We start from the raw sequence: 19,460 nt of genomic DNA on the forward strand, positions 1-19,460 counted from the left end.
GCCTTGTATGTCACTGCCAACCATTACACGCATGACCATTGTGCCGGTCGCAGGTCATGACAGCTTCCTGCTTAACCTGAGTGGCGGCCATGCCCCCTGGTTTGTGCGCTGTGTGCTGATTCTTGAAGATAACGCCGGTAACCGGGGTGTTGGTGAAATCCCTTCCAGTGAAGGCATTCTGAAAGGGCTTGAGAAGTGCCGCTCGCTGGTGGAAGGCACCCGGCTCAATGCCTGGCGCGGGACACTGAACAATGCCAAAAAACTGCTGGCACAGGGCGGTCCGGAAGAGCGGGGCCGTCAGACCTTTGATCTGCGCGTTGCAGTCCATGTGCTGACGGCCATCGAGTCAGCGCTGCTGGACCTTTACGGTCAGGCCGTTGAAACGCCGGTGGCCGATCTGCTGGGCCGTCTGGGCCGTCAGCGGGATGAAGTCGAAGCGCTGGGCTATCTGTTTTTGCTGGGCGATCCCAAAAAGACCGATCTTCCCTATCCGATCGCCGAGAACCCGCGCGATGACTGGGAGCGACTACGCTGTCAGGAAGCACTGACGCCCGAGGCCGTCGCCGAGCTGGCCCGTGCTGCGCACGAACGCTACGGTTTTCGCGACTTCAAGCTGAAAGGGGGCGTGCTGCCGGGGGAACAGGAAGCTGACTGTATTCGCGCCATGCACGAGATCTTCCCCGAGGCGCGGCTGACGCTGGACCCCAACGGGGCCTGGTCGCTGGAAGAGGCCATTCGGGTACTGGAGCCGATTCGCGACATTCTGAGCTACGCCGAAGACCCCTGTGGCCAGGAAGGCAGCTGGTCGGGTCGCGAAACCATGGCCGAGTTCAAGCGCCGCACCGGCCTGCGCACGGCCACCAACATGATTGCCACCGATTTCAAACAGCTGCAGTACGCCGCGCAAATGAACTCGGTCGACATTCCGCTGGCGGACTGCCATTTCTGGACCATGCAGGGCGCGGTCATGGTGGGCGAGCTGTGTGACGAGTGGGGCATGACCTGGGGCTCGCACTCCAACAACCACTTCGACATTTCACTGGCGATGATGACGCATGTGGCCGCGGCCTGCCCGGGCGAGATTACGGCCATCGACACTCACTGGATCTGGCAGGACGGTCAGCGTCTGACCGAAGCGCCGTTCGAGATCCGTGACGGCAAGCTGAACGTGCCGACCACGCCCGGACTTGGCGTAACGCTGGATCAGGGCAAGCTGGACGAGGCGCACGCGCTTTATCGCTCGCTCGACGTTCGCGCCCGCAACGATGCCACGGCCATGCAGTATCTGATCGACGGCTGGGCATTCGATCCCAAGCGCCCCGCGCTGGTGCGCTGAACCCGGCAATACGCAACGCAACCATCAGGAGAGAAAGATGCAACTGACAGGCGAACTTCTTATCGGACAGCACGCCATCAAGGGCACACGCGATCCGGTTCAGGCCATCAATCCCGCTACTGGCGAGACGCTGGAACCGGTCTATAACGGCGGGAGCAGCAACGAGGTCGAACAGGCCTGCGCGCTGGCCTGGCAGGCCTTTGATCAGTACCGCGAAACGTCGCAGGAAGCGCGCGCCGTATTTCTGGAAACCGTTGCCGAAGAGATTGAAGCCATTGGCGATGCGCTGGTCGAACGTGCCGTCGCTGAAACCGGATTGCCTGAAGGGCGTATTCAGGGGGAGCGCGGTCGTACCTGCGGTCAGCTGAGACTGTTTGCTCGCGTGGTACGCGACGGTGAGTGGCTGGATGTCCGCGTCGATCAGGCCATGCCGGATCGTCAGCCGATGCCACGTACTGACCTGCGCCAGCGTCACATTGGTCTGGGCCCGGTCGTTGTGTTCGGTGCCAGCAACTTCCCGCTGGCCTTCTCGGTCGCCGGTGGTGATACCGCATCTGCTCTGGCGGCCGGCTGTCCGGTCATCGTCAAGGCGCACGGGGCACACCCGGGTACTTCCGAGCTGGTCGGTCGTGCCATTCAAAAGGCCGTTGCGCGCTGCAACCTGCCGGAAGGCGTCTTTTCCCTGCTGTACGGCTCGGGCCGTGACGTCGGCACCGCGCTGGTCGGTGACAAGCGCATCAAGGCTGCCGGTTTTACCGGGTCGCGCAATGGCGGCATGGCGCTGTGGAAAGTCGCTCAGTCGCGCGCTGAGCCGATTCCCTTCTACGCGGAAATGAGCAGCATCAACCCGGTATTCCCGCTGCCGGAGGCGCTCAAGGCGCGTGGTCGCGAAATGGGCAAGGCGTTCGTCGGCTCGCTGAACATGGGCGCCGGACAGTTTTGCACCAATCCAGGTCTGGTGATCGCCATCAAGGGCGAGGCGCTTGAGACCTTCAAGCAGGCCGCCACCGAAGCGCTGGCGGATGCCAATGCCCAGACCATGCTGACGCCCGGCATCAGCGATGCCTATCAGGAAGGCGTTCAGCGACTGTCACAGCACAATGGGGTGACCGAGCTGGGCCGTGGGCCGACAGGCGAGGGTGCCTACACGTGTCAGGCCGGTCTCTACACGGCTTCGGCGCAGACATTTTTGGCCGATACCGAACTGCAGGATGAAGTGTTCGGGGCAACGTCACTGATCGTCGAGTGCGTGGACAGTGATGAGCTGCTGGCCGTCACCGAGCATCTGGAAGGGCAGCTGACGGCCACACTGCAGATGGACGATGCCGACCTTGAAAGTGCGCGTCCGCTGGTGAGGATTCTTGAGCGCAAGGCCGGCCGTATCCTGGTCAATGGCTGGCCGACCGGCGTTGAAGTCAGCGATGCGATGGTGCATGGCGGCCCCTTCCCGGCGACTTCCGATGGTCGTACCACCTCGGTGGGTACCGCGGCCATCAAGCGCTTTTTGCGCCCGGTCTGCTATCAGAACCTGCCGGATGCCCTGCGTCCCGAAGCCCTGCGTGATGCCAATCCCTGCCAGCTCAACCGTCTGGTAGATGGCAAGCGCGAAAGCTGATCGATCGAGCTGATATCAGCCGGTGTTAAATCGAAGGGGTCTGCCACAGGGCAGGCCCCTTTTGGTTTTATACGATGGTCCAGGCATAAACTAAAGGAGCAGATTCGCGTTGGTTAAAAAAGGTATTATCCATATATGTATGATGTATTACTTTTTGAAATTATGAATACTGATGAGGTCGGTCATGAAGAAATTTGCTTTGAAGAAAGGATGTGTTGCTGTCGCCATGGCCGTGAGCATGGCGACAGTCTCTTCAACGGTCATGGCTGCCGACTTTCCTGATGATGACATTACCTTCATCTCTCCGGCATCGCCCGGTGGTGGTTCCGATTATCTGATCAGGTCGCTGCAGGAAGGTCTCGAAAAGGATCTGGGGGTCAACATCATTCCTCAGTATCTGACGGGAGGTGGTGGGGCGATCGGGTTCATGAAAACCATCCAGTCGCGACCCGACGGCTATACGGTCGTGGCCATCGATAACAAGGTGTTTACCCAGCAGGGCATGGGGAATGTCAATTTTAAATACCAGGACTTTGACTACCTGGCAAGCTTCTATTCCGTGCCTTATGTGCTGGCCGTTAACAGCAAGCTGGGCATCGACAGCGTCGATGACATCCTGCCCGGTGGCGACCATCATCGCCGTTTGAAAATCGGCTTTGCCGGCATTGGCTCTTCCACGCACATCATGAGCGTACTGGTCGGCAAGGAGCTGGGGGCGGACTTTGACACCATCTCCTATCAGGGGGCCCCTGATGCCACGGCAGCTGTCATGGGCGGACACATCGACGGGGTCGTGATGGATCCGATGGATCTTCGCGGTGCGCTGGAATCCGGCCAGATGACCCCGCTGGTGGTCACCAGTGGCGAGCGCAGCGAGTCCCTGCCGGATGTGCCCACCATGAAGGAGTTGGGACACGATATCGATATCTCCAACTGGCGCGGCGTGGCGGCCCCGAAGGGCATGGATGACGAGACCCGTGATCGCTGGGTCAGCGCACTGGAGAAAGCCTCGAAGGACCCGACCTTCATCAAGCGTATCGAGCAGCTGGGCATTCACGTCGATTTCCGCTCCGGTCCTGAATTTAATGGCTATGTCGACAAACTGGCGAGCGAGCTGATTCCGGTGGCGCAAGAGGTTGCCAGCGAAAACAGATAAGGAGCAGGGCCATGAAAGGTCATCTTCAGGAAGGCATTTTCAGTTTATTGCTGGCCGTCGGGGCCGCCTTTCTCTGCGTATCAGCCATGGGCATTCCGGGAAGTGCGCACGGTTCCATCTCGCCGTCTGCCTTTCCCAGTGCCATTACCCTGGCGATTGCCGTACTGGCAGCATTGAATGTCATTGCCTGTCTTTTGAAGGGCAAAAAGGGCGATAACCTGCCAGCAATATCGCGGCAGGGTTTTTTGAATCTGCTCCTGTTTATCGTGCTCAGTACCGTATATGTCTGGGCGATCAGCGTGACAGGATTTCTGATTCCCACGTTCTTTTATCTTGTCCTGATGCCGGTGCTGATCTGCATGATTTCTGCCGACCGCAAGGGGCTTTTGGCCAAGGGCGCATTCTGGGCGCGCGTCATTGCGTTTGCCGTGATCGGTACCGGCATCATCTACGGCGTGTTTGTCGAGTTGCTCAAGGTCAGGTTTTGAGCTGAACATCAGGAGTCCTTATGCAAACACTAATAGATACGCTTCAGCTCTTTGGGCCGCTGACGCTGCTGGCCATACTGGCCGGCACCTTTCTGGGCATTATCCTCGGCGCGCTGCCGGGACTTTCAGCCGCCATGGCCGTGGCACTACTGCTGCCGCTCACCTATGGACTGGATACCATCGCCGGCATCGGGTTACTGCTGGGCGCCTTTTGCGGGGCCATCGCCGGCGGTTCGGTGCCTGCGATTCTTTTGAACATGCCGGGGACGCCGGGCTCGATCGCCACCACCTTTGATGCCTGGCCCATGGCGGTGAATGGACGGGCGGGCAAGGCACTGGGACTGTCGGTGGCGGCATCCTTTCTGGGCGGCATTATCAGTGCCGTGATTCTGATTCTGGTTTCGCCCCTGATTGCGTCCGTTGCGCTGAAGTTCGGCGCGGCCGAATACTTCTCTTTGAGCATTCTGGGACTGATGATCATTGTGTCGATCTCCGGAGGCTCGCTCATCAAGGGGCTGATCGTGGGGCTGATCGGCATGCTGATGTCCACCGTCGGTGCCGACCAGGTCACCGGCGCCCTGCGTCTGACCTTTGGTCAGATGTCGCTTTTGACCGGTATCAGCCTGCTGGCCGTGATTGTGGGCATTTTCGCGGTCTCCCAGCTGCTGCTGGATATGGAGAAGATGCACGAGAAGCGCCCGTCCATGAAGGTCGAAAACGCGCTCGAGGGTGCCTTTCCGCGGATGCGTGAAGTGCTGCGCAACTGGAAGCTTTTGCTGATGAGTTCCTTTGTCGGTGCCGGTGTGGGCGCCGTACCGGGGGCCGGCGGCAGTATCGCCTCGATCATGGCCTACGATCAGGCCAAGCGTTTTTCCAAAAATTCAAAGGAATTTGGCAAGGGCGCACCGGAAGGGGTGATTGCCTCGGAGTCTTCCAATAACGCCATGGTAGGGGGCGCGCTGATCCCGATGCTGACGCTGGGCATCCCCGGCGAAGGCGCAACCGCCGTTTTGATTGGCGGTCTGATGATTCAGGGCATTCAGCCCGGGCCGATGCTTTTTGATACTCAGGCCACACTGGTATATGGCATCTTCGTTGCCTTTTTGCTGGCCAACATCATGATGCTTTTCGTGCAGTGGTGGGGCATCCGCCTGTTCGTGCGTATCCTGCGCGTGCCGCAGCACTACCTGCTGCCGCTGATTTTTATCTTCTGCGCCATCGGTGTGTTCAGTATCAACAGCGACTACTTCGATGTGTATCTGATGATGGGCCTTGGCGTGCTCGGCTTTTTCCTGGCCCGCTTTGAATTTGGCGTAGCGCCTGCCGTGATCGGTCTGATTCTGGGTGGTGTGGCTGAAACCAATCTACGGCGTGGGCTGCAGACCTTTGATGGCAGCTGGGAACCCTTCTTTACACGTCCCATCAGTGTGGCCTTTCTGGTACTGGCGCTGGTGTTTGTCGTCTTCTCCCTGCGCGCTTCCTGGCGAGACAAGAAAGCCGCCGCCGTTTCAAACTGACAGGACAATGACATGCAACACAATATTGTAGTGGTACACGAACTCTATCCGGAGCTGCTGGCGGCACTGCAGGCAGAGCATCACGTCACGCACTTTCAGCGCCTTGGCAGCGATGCCGACAGGGCGGCCTTCAGGGATGCCATGGCGGAGGCAGATGCCTTTATCGGTTCCAACGTCAAATTCGACAAGGCGCTGCTGGACGCCTCGCCGCGTCTGAAGGTCATCGCCAGCGTCTCGGTCGGGGTAGATGCCTATCCGCTGGAAGAGATTCAGGCGCGTAATATCGTGCTGACCAATACGCCTGAAGTGCTCACCGATGCCACCGCCGATACCGGGTTTTTGCTGCTGATGATGGCCGCCCGCCGTGCGGGTGAAATGGAGCGCAAGGTTCGCGGTGGTCAGTGGCAGGCGTCACTGGGCCGGGCCGACTTCGGTGTCGACATTACCGGCAAGACACTGGGTGTTGTCGGCATGGGGCGCATCGGTCAGGCCGTCGCCCAGCGCGGTCATTACGGTTTCAACATGCCGGTCATGTTCTATAACCGCAGTGAGCGTCCGGAGCTTGAAGAAGCCTTTGATGCCCGTCAGGTATCGCTGGAGACGCTTTTCAGCGAATCAGACTTTATCGTCGTGACCGTGGCGCTGTCGGAAGCCACACGAGGCCTGATCGATCGCAATCTGCTGGCCGCCACGCGTGACAAGGCCATTTTGATCAACATCTCGCGCGGGCAAGTGGTGGTAGAAGAAGACTTGGCCGCCTGTCTGCAGGATGGCACGCTCTATTACGCCGGCCTTGATGTCTACGAGCGTGAGCCTCTGGCCCCCGATTCAGCACTGCTGTCACTTGATAATGCCGTACTATTGCCGCATATCGGCTCCTCGACGTTTGAAACGCGCAATGCCATGTGTGATCTGGCCGCAGATAACCTGAACCGGGTATTGAAGGGTGAGTCGGCACTAACGTCTGTGTAGCGTTGTCATAGGGAATAACGCACTCTGGCCGACCGCAGGCGATACGGCCTGCACGGGATTGCTTTCGCGCGTGACTGACACCTGCCACTACACAACAGCAGATGATCCATATGAAGACGCTCAAACTTGAACGCATTACTCAGCAGGGCAGTCTATCGGCACAGATTGCCCGGCAGCTGGAGGCCTCGATCGCCAACGGGCAGATCGCCGTGGGTGACAAGCTGCCTACCGAAAGCGAGCTGTGCGACATGTTTGGCGTCAGCCGTACTGCCGTGCGCGAGGCGATTGCGCATCTGCGCTCCTCGGGGCTGATTGAAACAAGGCGAGGTATCGGCACGCGCGTCATCCAGACGCGCCAGGCGGTGCCGTCTCCGGCCCGGCGCATCAGTGCCAATACGGTGGAAGATATTCTGCATGTGCTTGAGCTTCGTCTGACGCTCGAGCCCCGCGCGGCGGCGCTGGCGGCCGAGCGTCATGATGACGATGACGTGCGTCGCCTTGAAAGCGCCCACGCCGCTTTCAAGGAAGCGATGAAGCAGGGCAGACAGGCGCGTCATGAGGACTATCAGTTCCATCACGCTCTGATTGAGGCGACACACAATCCGTTTTTCATGTCCTTTTATGAGCCGCTGAGTCAGGAGGCCATTCCGCGTGCCCGGCTGGTCGACAACGAGCTGAACATCGATGCGGCACGCCGCTATCTGGAAATGGTGGCAGGGGAACATCAGGCCATTCTTGACGCCGTGCTGTCACGAGATCCCGAGCGCGCCGAAGAGGCTGTCAGGCAGCACTTTTCCCGCGCCAGAAAGACCTATACCGCTTATCGCGAGAAGGACTGAGCGAGTCAGGGTCATGAGGGTGCGCTGAGATCACGAAATGCGTTGAAACCAAAAACGCGCGTTGAAGCCACCTGGCATCTCAAGGCAGCGATGTCAGGCCGGCGTTTGCCCCAGACGCTGCATTGAGGCGACCAGATCGTTGAAGCGCTCTCCCTGAAGCAGCACATGCGCTCTCAGTTCCCGCTGCGCCGTATCGGCATCGCCGGCGATCAGCGCCGCCACAATGCGTTCGTGCTCGCACCAGGAGCTCTCCAGTCGATGCCTTGCATGCAGCTGCAGGCGGCGATAGGGCTTTAGCATGGCGTGCAGGCGTCTGGCCTCCTGGGCCAGAAAATCGTTGTGACTGCCTTCATAGATCAGGCGATGAAACTCGCCGTTTTCATAGTAATAGCCGTTCACATCCCCATTGAGCATGCATTGACGACAGGCGGCCTGCGCCTGCTGCAGCGCCGAGAGCGTCTCATCACTCATGCGTCGCGCGGCCAGCCGACCGCACATGCCTTCAAGCTCTGCCATCACTTCAAAACGTTCTACCAGCTCGGTCACGCTCAGGCGTGCCACAAAGGTGCCGCGTTTGGGCGCTACCTTCACCATGCCGGAAGCAGCCAGATGCGTCAGGGCCTCGCGAATGGGCGTGCGCGAGCACTGATACTGGCGTGCCAGCGCTTCAGGGTCGAGGCGATCCCCCGGGGCATAGTGACCTTCGACGATGGCATCTTCCAGTAGATCCCGAAGCCGCTGCGCCTGAGGAACCCGCCCTCCTGGACTTTCATTCAATAGACTTTTTCCCATGTTGACACCCTCAGCCGGCGCGCAGATTGTTATAGATAGCTCGTTGTATACAACAGGACGGTGACATGTATATGAAAATTAACTTTCCTGTTGATGACAAGCAATATTCATCTTCGGGTGTCGGGATGCCCGTTCAAGTGACCGATGAGGGCTGCCATGAACGTCAACATGAATTTTCTCCAGGAGCTGCTATCGAATATCGAGCGCCGCACGCGGGAACGGTTTCGCAGTACCGGCGGCGACAGCGATGATAAAAAGGCGAGCCTGTCGCAGCTGGCTTCAAGCTGTGAAACCCTCATGCAGCGCGGCGGTGAAGCCTCCCAGATTCTGATTGCCCAGCAGGCCCTCAAGCGCTATCGCGGCCTTGATGATGCCGACCGGCTGGCCTTTTTCGAGATGCTGGCCGAGCACTACGCCGCCGACAGCGACGATATTCACAAGGCCTACCGCGACTGGAGCGAGCGTGAAGACAACGCCACCCTCCAGAAGCTTTTTTCCGTATGTGAACCGCGCCGACAGCACCTGCTGCGGCGGCTCAATCTCTGCCCGGGCGGCACCTATGAACTGGTAGCGATGCGCGCGGACCTGCTGCGCTATTTAAAGACGAACCCCGAACTTGCCCCACTCGATGACGATTTTGCCCACCTGTTCGCCTCCTGGTTCAACCGCGGCTTTTTGATGCTGGAAAGCATCGGCTGGAACACGCCGGCAGCGGTACTTGAAAAGATCATTCGCTATGAAGCGGTGCATGCCATTCAGGACTGGTCGGACCTGCGCCGGCGTCTCGATCCGGGCGATCGTCGCTGCTACGCGTTCTTCCACCCGGCGACCGGTGATGAGCCGCTGATTTTCGTTGAAGTGGCGCTGTGCAAGGGCATTCCCGACAACATTCAGACCATTCTGGCCGGCGGGGAAGAGGTCGCTCCGGGCGAGGCCGACACGGCGGCCTTTTACAGCATCAGCAACTGCCAGAGCGGTCTCAAGGGCATCTCGTTTGGCAATTTTTTGATCAAGCAGGTGGTGCAGGAGCTCAAGCGCGACCTGCCGGGACTGGTCAACTTTGTCACGCTCTCGCCGGTGCCGGGCTTTGCCGGCTGGGTGGACAGTCAGCGCAAGGAGGGCGAGCTCGCGGAAGATGACGAGGTCTGCACGGCGCTTGATCGCGGCAGCTGGCTCAACGACAAGGCCGAGCGCCAGCGACTGGCGCCGGAGCTGCGAGGGCTGGCTGCGCATTATCTTCTGGAGGCGCGCAACGCTCGAGGGCAGCCGCTGGACCCGGTCGCACGCTTTCACCTGGGCAATGGCGCCAGCCTGCACCGCATCAACTGGCCGGGCGATACTTCCGAGAAAGGCTGTCAGCAGGCGCACGGCCTGATGGTCAACTATCTCTACGAGATCGATCGCATCGAGCAGAACCATGAGGCCTTCAGCCGAGAGGGCACCGTGGTCTGTGCCAGCGATATTCGTCGGCAGGCCAAAACAGGGCGCAAGCGTCTTGCCTCACGCGATAACGCCTGAATCGACGCCTGAAGCAGGCGTTGAGACCGGCATCAAAACGAACACGGCAACCGGCCCCCGCAATGCAGGGGCACCAGGCACCCGGAATCAGACATCAGGGTCAGGAGTTTTCATGAACCATAACCTTTATCTGCAGTTTTACCCTCATTTCGAGCGCCACCCCGACAAGGTGCTGATCGACACGCTGCAGGGCGATCAATACCGCTACGCCGACGTGCTGGCCTGCTCGCGGCGTCTGGCCGGCGTTTTGCTGTCGCTGGGCGTGACGCCGGGGGATCGCGTGGTGGTGCAGGTCGACAAGAGCCCGCAGGCGCTGATGCTGTATCTGGCGGCACTGCAGGTGGGCGCGGCGTGGCTGCCGCTCAATACGGCCTACACCGAATCCGAGATCGAATATTTTCTCACCGATGCCGAGCCACGGGTCTATATCTGCCGGCCGGATGATCTGGCACAGGCACAAGGGCTTGCCAAGCGCTGCGGTGTGGCTCACGTCGAGAGTCTGGGCGTTGATGGCGAGGGCAGCCTGATGGAGAAGGCCGATGCCGCTGCCGAGGAGACCCGGATTGCTGAGGTGGGCCGGGATGATCTTGCCTCGATTCTGTATACCTCCGGCACGACCGGACGCTCCAAGGGCGCCATGCTGACCCACGGCAACCTGGCCGCCAACAGCCAGGCGCTGGTCGAGACCTGGCAGTTCAGTGACGCCGATCACCTGCTGCATGCGCTGCCGATCTTTCATACCCATGGGCTGTTTGTGGCCTGCAACGTCACGCTCACGGTAGGGGCATCAATGACGCTGCTGCCGCGTCTGGATGTCGAGCAGCTGCTGGATCTGATGCCGCGCGCCACGGTGCTGATGGGCGTGCCGACCTTCTATACGCGGCTTCTGGCCAGCCCCCGGCTGGATCGGGAGCGCACCGCCAACATGCGCCTTTTCATTTCGGGTTCGGCGCCACTGCTGGCCGATACCCATCGCGAGTTTTTCGAGCGCACCGGTCACGCCATCCTGGAGCGCTACGGCATGACCGAAACCAACATGAACACCTCCAACCCCTACGACGGCGAGCGCCGCCCCGGCACGGTCGGCATGGCGCTGCCCGGCAGCGAGGTGCGCATTACCGATCGTGATACCGGCAAGGCATTGCCCGACGGCGAAACGGGTCTGGTCGAGGTGCGTGGGCCGAACGTGTTCAAGGGCTACTGGCGCATGCCGGAGAAAACCCGCGAGGAGTTTCGTGATGATGGCTTTTTCATCACCGGCGATCTGGGGCTGATCGATGACAGGGGCTATCTCAATATCGTCGGCCGCGACAAGGACCTGGTGATTTCCGGCGGCTACAACGTCTACCCCAAAGAGATCGAGCAGTGGATCGATGAACTGCCCGAGGTGTCGGAGTCGGCGGTCATCGGCGTGCAGCATCCGGATCTGGGCGAGGGCGTCACGGCCGCCGTGGTGCTGCGGGAAGGGGCTCATCTCGAGGAGGCCCAGGTGCTGGCCGCGCTCAAGGACAAGCTGGCCCGCTACAAGCAGCCCGGCCGGGTGTTCTTTATCGATGCGCTGCCGCGCAACGTGATGGGCAAGGTGCAAAAGAATGTACTGCGCGAGCGCTACGCCGACACCTATCAGTCCACGGCGACGGCGCAGCACTGATCGCTCAGGCCATAACAACGCAACGCCATAATAGCGACCGACAATAACAACGACAGGCAATAACAACGACAGGCAATAACAACGACAGGCAATAACAACGACAGGCAATAACAACGACAGGCAATAACAACGACAGGCAATAACCACAGGTATTGAACAACAAGCGTCCTCATGACGTCGTTTTTGGCCGCTGCCATCGCCCCCTTTCGGCGATGGCCGGTTTGATCCCGCAACAAGCATAAGCACAAGGAGATGGATCATGGTGATTTATGGTGTGGCACTGCTGGCCGGTTGCATGCTGGTCGGTCTGATCATTGGCGATGTACTGGGGCAGCTTCTGGGCATCGATGCCAATCTGGGCGGCGTGGGGATTGCCATGCTGCTGCTGATTTTTGTGACCAGCTATCTGAAAACGCATGACCACCTGCCGGAGAGCACTGAAAGCGGCATCACCTTCTGGAACGCGATGTACATCCCCATTGTGGTCGCCATGGCCGCCAGTCAGAACGTGGCGGCGGCGTTCAGTGGCGGCATGGTGGCGATTCTGGCCGGGACCCTGGCGGTGGTGCTGGGCCTTGCCATGGTGCCGCTGCTCACCGGCAAGCGCGTTGAGGATGCAACGCCTCTGGATGCCCGGCCGGCCGCGCCGGCGCAGGGTCGTACGCCCTGATCATGTCCTGCCACTTCACCGCTGATGGCCGTTATGCGGCGTCAGACTGCGGCTCACGGAGCGCTTCATGAACGATTCCATCATGTCACTGCTGGACAAGTACCACCTGATTGCGGCCTTTGCCGTGATCGGCCTGACCATGTTTATCTCGCACTGGATGAGCCGACATCTGACCGCCAACCGGCTGCACGGCTCGGCGATCGCTATTTTGATCGGGCTGGCGCTGGCCTACTTCGGCGGCATCTACACCGGCGGCAGTCACGGGCTGGCGGATGTGTCGCTATTTACCGGACTGGGCCTGATGGGCGGTGGGATGCTGCGTGATCTGGCGATCATCGCCACCGCCTATGGGGTTCGCTTTAGTGAAATCAAAAAGGCCGGCGTGCGCGGTCTGATTGCGCTCTTTGCCGGCGTGCTGGTGTCTTTTCTGGCCGGTGCCGTGGTGGCCGTGGGCTTTGGCTACACCAGTGCCGTAGACATCACCACCATTGCGGCCGGCGCGGTGACCTATATCGTCGGGCCGGTGACCGGCGCCACACTCGGGGCCAGTTCCGAGGTAGTGGCGCTCTCGATTGCTGCAGGGCTTGTGAAATCGATCCTGACCATGATCGCCACACCGCTGGTGGCCCGCATGATCGGGCTGGATAATCCGCGCTCGGCGATGATCTTTGGTGGGTTGATCGGCACGACCAGCGGTGTGGCAGCCGGGCTTGCCGCCACCGATGCACGCCTGGTGCCCTATGGCGCCATGACGGCCACGTTCTACACCGGCCTTGGCATCCTGCTGGCGCCCACGGTGCTGTTTCTGGGCGTGCGGATGTTTTTCTAGAGAGTGTTTGCTTGAGATGCCATCGCCGCCGACCCGAAAGGGCGGCGGCGATGGTGTTTCAAGCGCGCTCTGGCACTGGCGCGTGGCCGCAGCGTTTAAACGTCACTTATCCAGTGCGTCCTTTCGCCAGCAACAAGTTATTCCTCCAGCAGTACGTTACTTCTTCAGCAGTACGTTACTTCTTCAGCAGTACGTCATTCCGCCAGCAGCCGTTACTTCTTCAGCAGCCCGTTACTCCTCTAAAAAATAATCGCTGTCCAGCCGCTTGATTTCAAAGCGGTCGACGGTGGACACCCCGACGTTGTGATCGATCATCAGCCGCGCCAGCTGCGGGCCGTCGATCAGGATGATGCGGGTCTCAAGCCCGGTCACGTATTCCTGCGCCTCGCGGGTGAACTGCGAGGTGGTGATAAAGACCCCCTTGCGGGCGCGCCTGCCGGCCAGGGCGCCGGAAAACTTCTGAATGTCGGGTCGGCCCACCGGGTTTACCCAGCGCTTGGCCTGCAGATAGATCGTCTCAAGGCCCAGTGGGTCCTCATTGATGATGCCATCAATGCCGCCATCTCCGCTCTGGCCGACGTTCTGACCCGCTGATTCCCCGCAGCCGTACCCCATGGTCATAAGCACGTCGATCACCAGCTGCTCAAAGCGTGCCGGATGGATCTGCTGCATCCGCTCGATGAGGTCGAACTCGAGATCGGCACGAATGGCGCGCCACGACACCTCCATGCTCTCCAGCGGGGTCAGACAGTCCGGGACGTCTTCGCAGGTTTCCGAGTCCTGCGGGCTGCTGGGGCGGGGCGTGCTACTGCTGGTACGCCGACGAAACTCCCGAAACGACTCAAAGCCCATCAGGTAGGCCATGTCGATGTGGCGCACTTCCCGCAGAGTGATGACGCCCTGCGGCGTGATCGCTACCAGCCCGCGCCCGCGGGATGCCAACAGCCCCGCCTTGCGCAGATAGCTGGCCGCCCAGGTGACACGGTTATTAAAAAGATACTGCTGACCGCTGGGGCTGAGCTGGTGGCGCTCCTGCGCCGTCAGCGCAAAGGCATCGGCCAATGGGGCGTAGCTGTCGCGCAGACGCAGCGGTTCGCCGTGATCGGCCAGCTGCAAAAGGGGATACATCAGGGCGTGAAAATCGGGAATCGGCATACGGTGGCGAGCGCGGCTCCAGTGAAAGGGGCTCCAGTGACAAGAGACACCGGCCGGTCGAGCTGCCCGGCCGATGGTCGTATTCTCCTACACCTCCACCTGGCTGCCCAGCTCCACGACGCGATTGGGTGGCAGGTGGAAAAACTGCATGTTGCTGTGGGCGCTTTTCAGCATGAAGGAGAAGAGCCGCTCGCGCCAGCGCGCCATGCCAACGTTGGGCGAGCTGACCAGCGTCTCGCGGGTCAAAAACCAGGTGGTTTTCATTGGCTCGAAGGGAAAGGGGGTATCCGTTGCCGCGCAGGACTGGCTAAAGGCGCAGAGGGCATGCGGCACATCGTTGGTTTCCATATAGCCAAAGTGCACGATGGCGCGGTAAAAGCCATCCTCGAAGGCTTGCATCTGTACCCGCGGCTCCCCTTCGAGCCAGGGGCGGTCATCGCTTTCGACGGTGACGATAATAACGCGCTCATGGAGCACCTGATTGTGCATCAGGTTATGCAACAGCGCCCGGGGCAACACATCGCGACGGCCGGAAAGAAAAACGGCCGTGCCGCTGACCCGATGCGGCGGTTGGCGACGCAGGCTGTTGATCAGGGCTTCCAACGGCATATCCGTGCCAACACGTTTTTCAAGCAACGCCCGCCCGCGCCACCAGGTGCTCATCAGGGTGAACAGCACAATGCCGGCCAGCACCGGGAAGGCGCCGCCGTGAAAGATCTTGGCGAGATTGGCGCTGAAATAGAGCGCGTCGACCAGCACAAATCCGGTCAGCAGCGGAATGGCAACCCACAGTGGCCAGCGCCACACCCGGATCATCACCACCGAAAGCAACAGCGAGGTGATCAGCATGGTGCCGGTCACTGCAATGCCGTAGGCCGCCGCCAGGTGGGTGGAGCTTTCAAAGCCCAGCACCAGCGCCACCACGCCGGTCATCAACAGCCAGTTGACCGTGGGAATGTAGATCTGACCGCGCTCGGCGCTTGAGGTGTGAAACACGCGCATGCGCGGGATAAAACCGAACTGAATGGCCTGGTAGGTCATCGAGTAGGCCCCGGTAATGACCGCTTGCGAGGCGATGATGGTGGCAATGGTCGCCAGTATTACCATCGGCCAGAGCGCCCAGTCCGGCGCCAGTAGATAAAACGGGTTGCTGATCGCTTCGGGGCGTATCAGCAACAGCGCTCCCTGACCGAAGTAGTTGAGCACCAGCGCCGGCAGCACGATCCAGAACCAGGCGCGGGCGATGGGTTTTCGACCAAAGTGGCCAAGATCGGCATAAAGCGCCTCGGCCCCGGTAATGGCCAGCACCACAGAGGAGAAAATGATGATGCCTATCCCCGGGTTAGTGCGAAAGATATCGATGGCGTGCAGCGGATTGATCGCGGCCAGTACCTGAGGGGCCTGCACGATGCCATAAATCCCGAGGGCTGCCAGCGAGGCGAACCAGATCACCGTGATCGGCCCGAAAAGCCTGCCGACCGTGGCGGTGCCGCGCTGTTGAAGCACGAACAGCGCGATCAGAATGCCCAGCGCCACCGGCACGACCCAGTGTGCAATGGGGGGATAGGCGACCTCGATCCCCTCGACGGCCGAAAGCACCGAGATCGCCGGGGTGATCATGCTGTCGCCATACAACAGCGCTGCGCCCGCCAGTCCCAGCATCACCAGCGCCAGCTGCAGGTGTCGATGCGTCACCCCGCGCCGGGCCAGCGCCGTCAGCGCCATGACGCCGCCTTCGCCCTGATTGTCGGCGCGCAGCACCACCAGCACGTATTTCAGGGTAACCACCCAGATCAATGACCAGAAGATCAGCGATAAAATCCCCAGCACGCCGCTGTCATCGGCACGCAGGCCGTAGCCGCCGGTAAAGACTTCCTTGAGGGTGTATAGCGGACTGGTGCCGATATCCCCATACACCACGCCGACGGCGGCAACGGTCAGCGTCGTCATTGACGCCTTGTGGGAGGACGGGTCAGTACGGCCGGGTGTCGCAGTGGTCATGAGGCATGATCCATATCGCGCCATAGCGCGTGATTGCAGGAAAACGGGACAAGCCGTGCGATGCTTGACAGGGTTATCGGCACGGCTACCGGCATATTGAAATCGAGCGGGCACGGCCACAACGGCGCCGGGACGGTTTTTACGAAACTTTTACGCCGGCCATATTGGGCGCATGTGAGACTGCGTGCACACTCAAGGGGTGGTGATGACCGAGTGACGAGTATCGACACAGAGGCGGTCGTGATGAACCAGGCAGAAAAGATACAGGTGCTGGTGGCCGTGCCGGGGCAGCTCGAGGCGGCGGCACTGATTCGAACGGCGGCACAGATTGCCCGCCGTCGCGGCGCTGGCTGGCAGGCGGTGCATGTGGAAACTCCGCGCCGGCCGACCCCGCCCGAGGTGCTGGAGGCCCTGTCCCATCAGGTGACACAGCTGGGCGGTGAGTGGTGCCTCCTGACCGGTGAGCACGTCAGCGCCGAGCTTGCCGACTACGCCCGGCGCAGCCGCGCCGACTCGCTTGTCATCGGTCGCGCCGCACGGCCCCGCGGGCTCTGGCCGCGCAGGGGGCGTGATCGCGGAGTACTGGCCGCGGTCGAAACGCTGGATGTCGTGGTGGTCGCCGGCACGCCCGCCGCCCGCCGCTGGTCATGGCCGCGCTGGCAGCGCCCGGCCGGGCCCGAATGGTACTGGCCGCTGGGTAGCGTGGCACTGGCGCTGGTGATCGCCTGGCTGGTGGCCCGTCAGATGGATCTGGCCAATCTCTCGCTGATCTTTCTGGGTGCGGTGCTGGTCACGGCGATCGGTGCCGGTGCCCGGGCCGCGATGCTGGCGGCGGCGCTTTCGGCGCTGGCCTACAACTTCTTTTTCACTCGTCCGCACTTTAGCCTCGAGATCATGGAGCAGGGCGAGCTTCTGACGATCGGGCTCTTTTTGCTGGTGGCGCTGATCGGCGGCCAGCTGGGCGGTGCGCTCAGACGGCGCATGACAGCACTGCGCGAGAGCCGCCATCAGGTCCGCCAGCTGCTCACCACCGCCCGGGCGCTGTCGGCGGCGCCGGACCGGGCCCGCATTCGCGAGATCATCGTCACGACCGTGTCGCATGACTGGTCATTGCCGTGCGCGTTTCTGGAGTGCGAAGGGGCCAGCGTCATTCCGGCCGTCAGTGCCGCGCATCCCGGCGAGCCGGAGCTGGAAGCGGCAGCGGTCGAAGCCGCCACCTGGAGCTACCACCACGCCGAACCCAGCGGGCCGGGCAGCGCCATGTTCAGCGACCAGCGCTGGCGGATGGTGCCGCTGGTGGATGCCTCCGGCGTGCTGGGCGTGATCGCCATGGCCATCGATGAGCGCCGGCCCGGGCGCGAGCGGCGTGAACCTGCACTGCTGGACACGCTCTTTCGCCTGTTTGCTGCCGCACTGACCCGCGTCGCACTGGTAGAAGCGCTCAGCGATGCCCGCCTGGCCGAAGGCAACGAGCGCCTGCGTGCGGCGCTGCTCTCCTCGGTGTCTCACGATCTGCGCACGCCGCTGGCCTCGATCATTGGCTCGGCCAGCACCCTGCGCGATCTCGACGACAGCCTGAGCGGTGAGGATCGCCAGGAACTGCTTGAGGCCGTGCTGGGGGAGAGCGAACGGCTCGATCGCTATATCCAGAACCTGCTGGACATGACGCGACTGGGGCATGGCCTGTCGATCAAGCGCGACTGGGTGGCTGCCGGCGATCTGTTCGAAGGCGCGCTGACACGGCTGGGCAGGGCGCTGGCTCGGGTTCATATCGTCAGGGCATGGTCGGATGATCTGCCGCTGTTGCATGTGCATGCGGCCCTGATCGAGCAGGCGCTGGTCAACATTCTTGAAAACGCCATTCGCCTCTCGCCGGAGCAGGGGCAGATTACCCTGGCCGGGCACACCGACGGCGATCGGGCGTGTCTGTGCATCCACGATGAGGGGCCGGGCGTGCCCGAAGCGCTGCGCGAGAGCATCTTCGAGCGTTTCTTTACCGGTGAGAAGACAGATGTCGGCCCGCATGGCAGCGGGCTGGGGCTGACGATCTGTCGCAGCATGGTGCGTGCCCACGGCGGAGAGGTGACCGTGACCGCCGGCCCGCACGGACGCGGCGCTACCTTTGTCATCCGTCTGCCGCTGATGGCACCGCCCGAGGCCTTTGAACATGACGACTGATGACACTCCCCGCATCCTGATCATTGACGATGAGCGTGAGATTCGCCGCTTTCTGCGCATCAGCCTCGGCTCGCAGGGGTTCGACATTGTAGAGGCGGCCAGCGGGCGGGAAGGTATTGAACGGGCGCGGGAGGTGCCCCTTGACCTGATTCTGCTGGATCTGGGGCTGCCCGACATGGACGGTCAGGAGGTACTCAGGTCGCTGCACTGGCAGTGCCGGACGCCGGTGATCGTGGTGTCGGTGCGCGAAGGCGAGGAGGAGAAGGTCGCCGCGCTCGATGCCGGCGCCACGGATTATGTGACCAAACCGTTTGGCATTCGCGAGCTGCTGGCGCGTATTCGGGTCGCCCTTCGCGCCAGTGGGGGTGTGGAGGCCGCGCCTGCGCAGGTGCTGGCCGGGGAGATCGAGATCGATCTCATGCAGCGTCGGGTCAGCCGGGGCGGCGAGGCGCTGCACCTGACCCCGCGGGAGTACGCCTTTCTGGCCCGGCTGGCGCAGACGCCGGGCAGCATCGTCACCGGCCGACAGCTTCTGATCGAACTGTGGGGCCCGGTGTTTGAGCACAACACCCATTACCTGCGCATACTGGTCAGCCGGCTGCGCCAGAAGCTCGGTGATGACCCGCGCACGCCCTCGCTGATTCAGACCGAAGCCGGCATCGGCTACCGGCTGATGGTGGAGGCGGACACAGCGCCTTGAAAAGACAATGAAAATTCCCCCTGTTCATGCCGGCCCTGTCCCG

The 19,460-nt window shown here is 61.4% G+C and carries 16 protein-coding genes; 13 read left to right on the forward strand and 3 right to left on the reverse strand.

Features of this window, described 5'->3' with window-relative positions; all coding sequences use genetic code 11:
* Positions 1-7: 7 nt before the first annotated feature.
* The 7 genes from ACUN8C_RS06860 to ACUN8C_RS06890 all read left to right on the forward strand — a co-directional run bounded on the left by ACUN8C_RS06860 (position 8) and on the right by ACUN8C_RS06890 (position 7,923).
* Positions 8-1,336 (forward strand): enolase C-terminal domain-like protein, encoded by a 1,329-nt coding sequence (locus tag ACUN8C_RS06860; protein ID WP_445621493.1) that lies wholly within the window; start codon positions 8-10, stop codon positions 1,334-1,336.
* A gap of 37 nt (positions 1,337-1,373) precedes the next feature.
* Entirely contained in the window at positions 1,374-2,951 is a 1,578-nt protein-coding gene (locus ACUN8C_RS06865; RefSeq protein WP_108843778.1) for an aldehyde dehydrogenase (NADP(+)), read from the forward strand.
* Between the two features lie 184 nt (positions 2,952-3,135).
* Positions 3,136-4,107 carry a tripartite tricarboxylate transporter substrate binding protein gene (locus ACUN8C_RS06870; RefSeq protein ID WP_445621494.1) on the forward strand — a complete coding sequence of 324 codons (972 nt, stop codon included), beginning with the start codon at positions 3,136-3,138 and terminating at the stop codon, positions 4,105-4,107.
* 11 nt (positions 4,108-4,118) lie between these two features.
* Positions 4,119-4,595, forward strand: coding sequence for a tripartite tricarboxylate transporter TctB family protein (locus ACUN8C_RS06875; protein WP_445621495.1), 477 nt, complete (start codon positions 4,119-4,121; stop codon positions 4,593-4,595).
* A gap of 20 nt (positions 4,596-4,615) precedes the next feature.
* Entirely contained in the window at positions 4,616-6,112 is a 1,497-nt protein-coding gene (locus tag ACUN8C_RS06880; RefSeq protein WP_445621496.1) for a tripartite tricarboxylate transporter permease, read from the forward strand.
* Between the two features lie 12 nt (positions 6,113-6,124).
* Positions 6,125-7,084 carry a 2-hydroxyacid dehydrogenase gene (locus ACUN8C_RS06885; protein WP_445621497.1) on the forward strand — a complete coding sequence of 320 codons (960 nt, stop codon included), beginning with the start codon at positions 6,125-6,127 and terminating at the stop codon, positions 7,082-7,084.
* Positions 7,085-7,194: 110 nt separating this feature from the next.
* Positions 7,195-7,923, forward strand: a complete 729-nt coding sequence (locus ACUN8C_RS06890) for a FadR/GntR family transcriptional regulator (RefSeq protein ID WP_445621498.1) — start codon at positions 7,195-7,197, stop codon at positions 7,921-7,923.
* A 93-nt stretch (positions 7,924-8,016) separates the two neighbouring features.
* On the opposite strand, the gene ACUN8C_RS06895 is transcribed toward ACUN8C_RS06890, so the two are convergent.
* On the reverse strand, positions 8,017-8,715 hold the full coding sequence (locus ACUN8C_RS06895) for a GntR family transcriptional regulator (RefSeq protein WP_445621499.1): 699 nt from the start codon (positions 8,713-8,715) through the stop codon (positions 8,017-8,019).
* 168 nt (positions 8,716-8,883) lie between these two features.
* Here ACUN8C_RS06895 and ACUN8C_RS06900 point away from each other — a divergent pair, with 168 nt between their 5' ends.
* The 4 genes from ACUN8C_RS06900 to madM all read left to right on the forward strand — a co-directional run bounded on the left by ACUN8C_RS06900 (position 8,884) and on the right by madM (position 13,383).
* On the forward strand, positions 8,884-10,233 hold the full coding sequence (locus tag ACUN8C_RS06900) for a malonyl-CoA decarboxylase (RefSeq protein WP_445621500.1): 1,350 nt from the start codon (positions 8,884-8,886) through the stop codon (positions 10,231-10,233).
* 112 nt (positions 10,234-10,345) lie between these two features.
* Complete coding sequence (locus ACUN8C_RS06905; protein WP_445621501.1) at positions 10,346-11,884, forward strand: malonate--CoA ligase; 1,539 nt, start codon at positions 10,346-10,348, stop codon at positions 11,882-11,884.
* Between the two features lie 259 nt (positions 11,885-12,143).
* A complete protein-coding gene (gene madL, locus ACUN8C_RS06910) occupies positions 12,144-12,554 on the forward strand; it encodes a malonate transporter subunit MadL (RefSeq protein WP_445621502.1) in 411 nt (136 codons plus the stop codon).
* A 67-nt stretch (positions 12,555-12,621) separates the two neighbouring features.
* Positions 12,622-13,383 (forward strand): malonate transporter subunit MadM, encoded by a 762-nt coding sequence (gene madM, locus ACUN8C_RS06915; protein ID WP_445621503.1) that lies wholly within the window; start codon positions 12,622-12,624, stop codon positions 13,381-13,383.
* A 231-nt stretch (positions 13,384-13,614) separates the two neighbouring features.
* On the opposite strand, the gene ACUN8C_RS06920 is transcribed toward madM, so the two are convergent.
* Together ACUN8C_RS06920 and ACUN8C_RS06925 are read right to left on the reverse strand one after the other, a co-directional pair.
* On the reverse strand, positions 13,615-14,538 hold the full coding sequence (locus ACUN8C_RS06920) for a restriction endonuclease (RefSeq protein WP_445621504.1): 924 nt from the start codon (positions 14,536-14,538) through the stop codon (positions 13,615-13,617).
* An 87-nt stretch (positions 14,539-14,625) separates the two neighbouring features.
* Complete coding sequence (locus ACUN8C_RS06925) at positions 14,626-16,539, reverse strand: potassium transporter Kup (protein WP_445621505.1); 1,914 nt, start codon at positions 16,537-16,539, stop codon at positions 14,626-14,628.
* A 243-nt stretch (positions 16,540-16,782) separates the two neighbouring features.
* Between ACUN8C_RS06925 and ACUN8C_RS06930 the strand changes: the two genes are divergently transcribed.
* Together ACUN8C_RS06930 and ACUN8C_RS06935 are read left to right on the forward strand one after the other, a co-directional pair.
* Positions 16,783-18,717, forward strand: a complete 1,935-nt coding sequence (locus ACUN8C_RS06930; RefSeq protein ID WP_445621506.1) for an ATP-binding protein — start codon at positions 16,783-16,785, stop codon at positions 18,715-18,717.
* Positions 18,707-19,417, forward strand: a complete 711-nt coding sequence (locus tag ACUN8C_RS06935; RefSeq protein WP_445621507.1) for a response regulator — start codon at positions 18,707-18,709, stop codon at positions 19,415-19,417. Before ACUN8C_RS06930 ends, ACUN8C_RS06935 begins: the two co-directional genes overlap by 11 nt.
* Positions 19,418-19,460: the final 43 nt, after the last annotated feature.

It is taken from the genome of Kushneria sp. Sum13 (assembly GCF_052692355.1).

Excerpts from the sequence above, each read along its gene's own strand:
- ACUN8C_RS06865 (WP_108843778.1), top strand. The coding sequence starts at position 1,374 with ATGCAACTGACAGGCGAACTTCTTATCGGACAGCACGCCATCAAGGGC.
- ACUN8C_RS06890 (WP_445621498.1), top strand. The coding sequence starts at position 7,195 with ATGAAGACGCTCAAACTTGAACGCATTACTCAGCAGGGCAGTCTATCG.
- ACUN8C_RS06920 (WP_445621504.1), bottom strand. The coding sequence starts at position 14,538 with ATGCCGATTCCCGATTTTCACGCCCTGATGTATCCCCTTTTGCAGCTG.
- madM (WP_445621503.1), top strand. The coding sequence starts at position 12,622 with ATGAACGATTCCATCATGTCACTGCTGGACAAGTACCACCTGATTGCG.
- ACUN8C_RS06925 (WP_445621505.1), bottom strand. The coding sequence starts at position 16,539 with ATGACCACTGCGACACCCGGCCGTACTGACCCGTCCTCCCACAAGGCG.
- ACUN8C_RS06870 (WP_445621494.1), top strand. The coding sequence starts at position 3,136 with ATGAAGAAATTTGCTTTGAAGAAAGGATGTGTTGCTGTCGCCATGGCC.
- ACUN8C_RS06860 (WP_445621493.1), top strand. The coding sequence starts at position 8 with ATGTCACTGCCAACCATTACACGCATGACCATTGTGCCGGTCGCAGGT.
- ACUN8C_RS06885 (WP_445621497.1), top strand. The coding sequence starts at position 6,125 with ATGCAACACAATATTGTAGTGGTACACGAACTCTATCCGGAGCTGCTG.
- ACUN8C_RS06880 (WP_445621496.1), top strand. The coding sequence starts at position 4,616 with ATGCAAACACTAATAGATACGCTTCAGCTCTTTGGGCCGCTGACGCTG.
- ACUN8C_RS06905 (WP_445621501.1), top strand. The coding sequence starts at position 10,346 with ATGAACCATAACCTTTATCTGCAGTTTTACCCTCATTTCGAGCGCCAC.
- madL (WP_445621502.1), top strand. The coding sequence starts at position 12,144 with ATGGTGATTTATGGTGTGGCACTGCTGGCCGGTTGCATGCTGGTCGGT.
- ACUN8C_RS06895 (WP_445621499.1), bottom strand. The coding sequence starts at position 8,715 with ATGGGAAAAAGTCTATTGAATGAAAGTCCAGGAGGGCGGGTTCCTCAG.
- ACUN8C_RS06935 (WP_445621507.1), top strand. The coding sequence starts at position 18,707 with ATGACGACTGATGACACTCCCCGCATCCTGATCATTGACGATGAGCGT.
- ACUN8C_RS06875 (WP_445621495.1), top strand. The coding sequence starts at position 4,119 with ATGAAAGGTCATCTTCAGGAAGGCATTTTCAGTTTATTGCTGGCCGTC.
- ACUN8C_RS06900 (WP_445621500.1), top strand. The coding sequence starts at position 8,884 with ATGAATTTTCTCCAGGAGCTGCTATCGAATATCGAGCGCCGCACGCGG.
- ACUN8C_RS06930 (WP_445621506.1), top strand. The coding sequence starts at position 16,783 with ATGAACCAGGCAGAAAAGATACAGGTGCTGGTGGCCGTGCCGGGGCAG.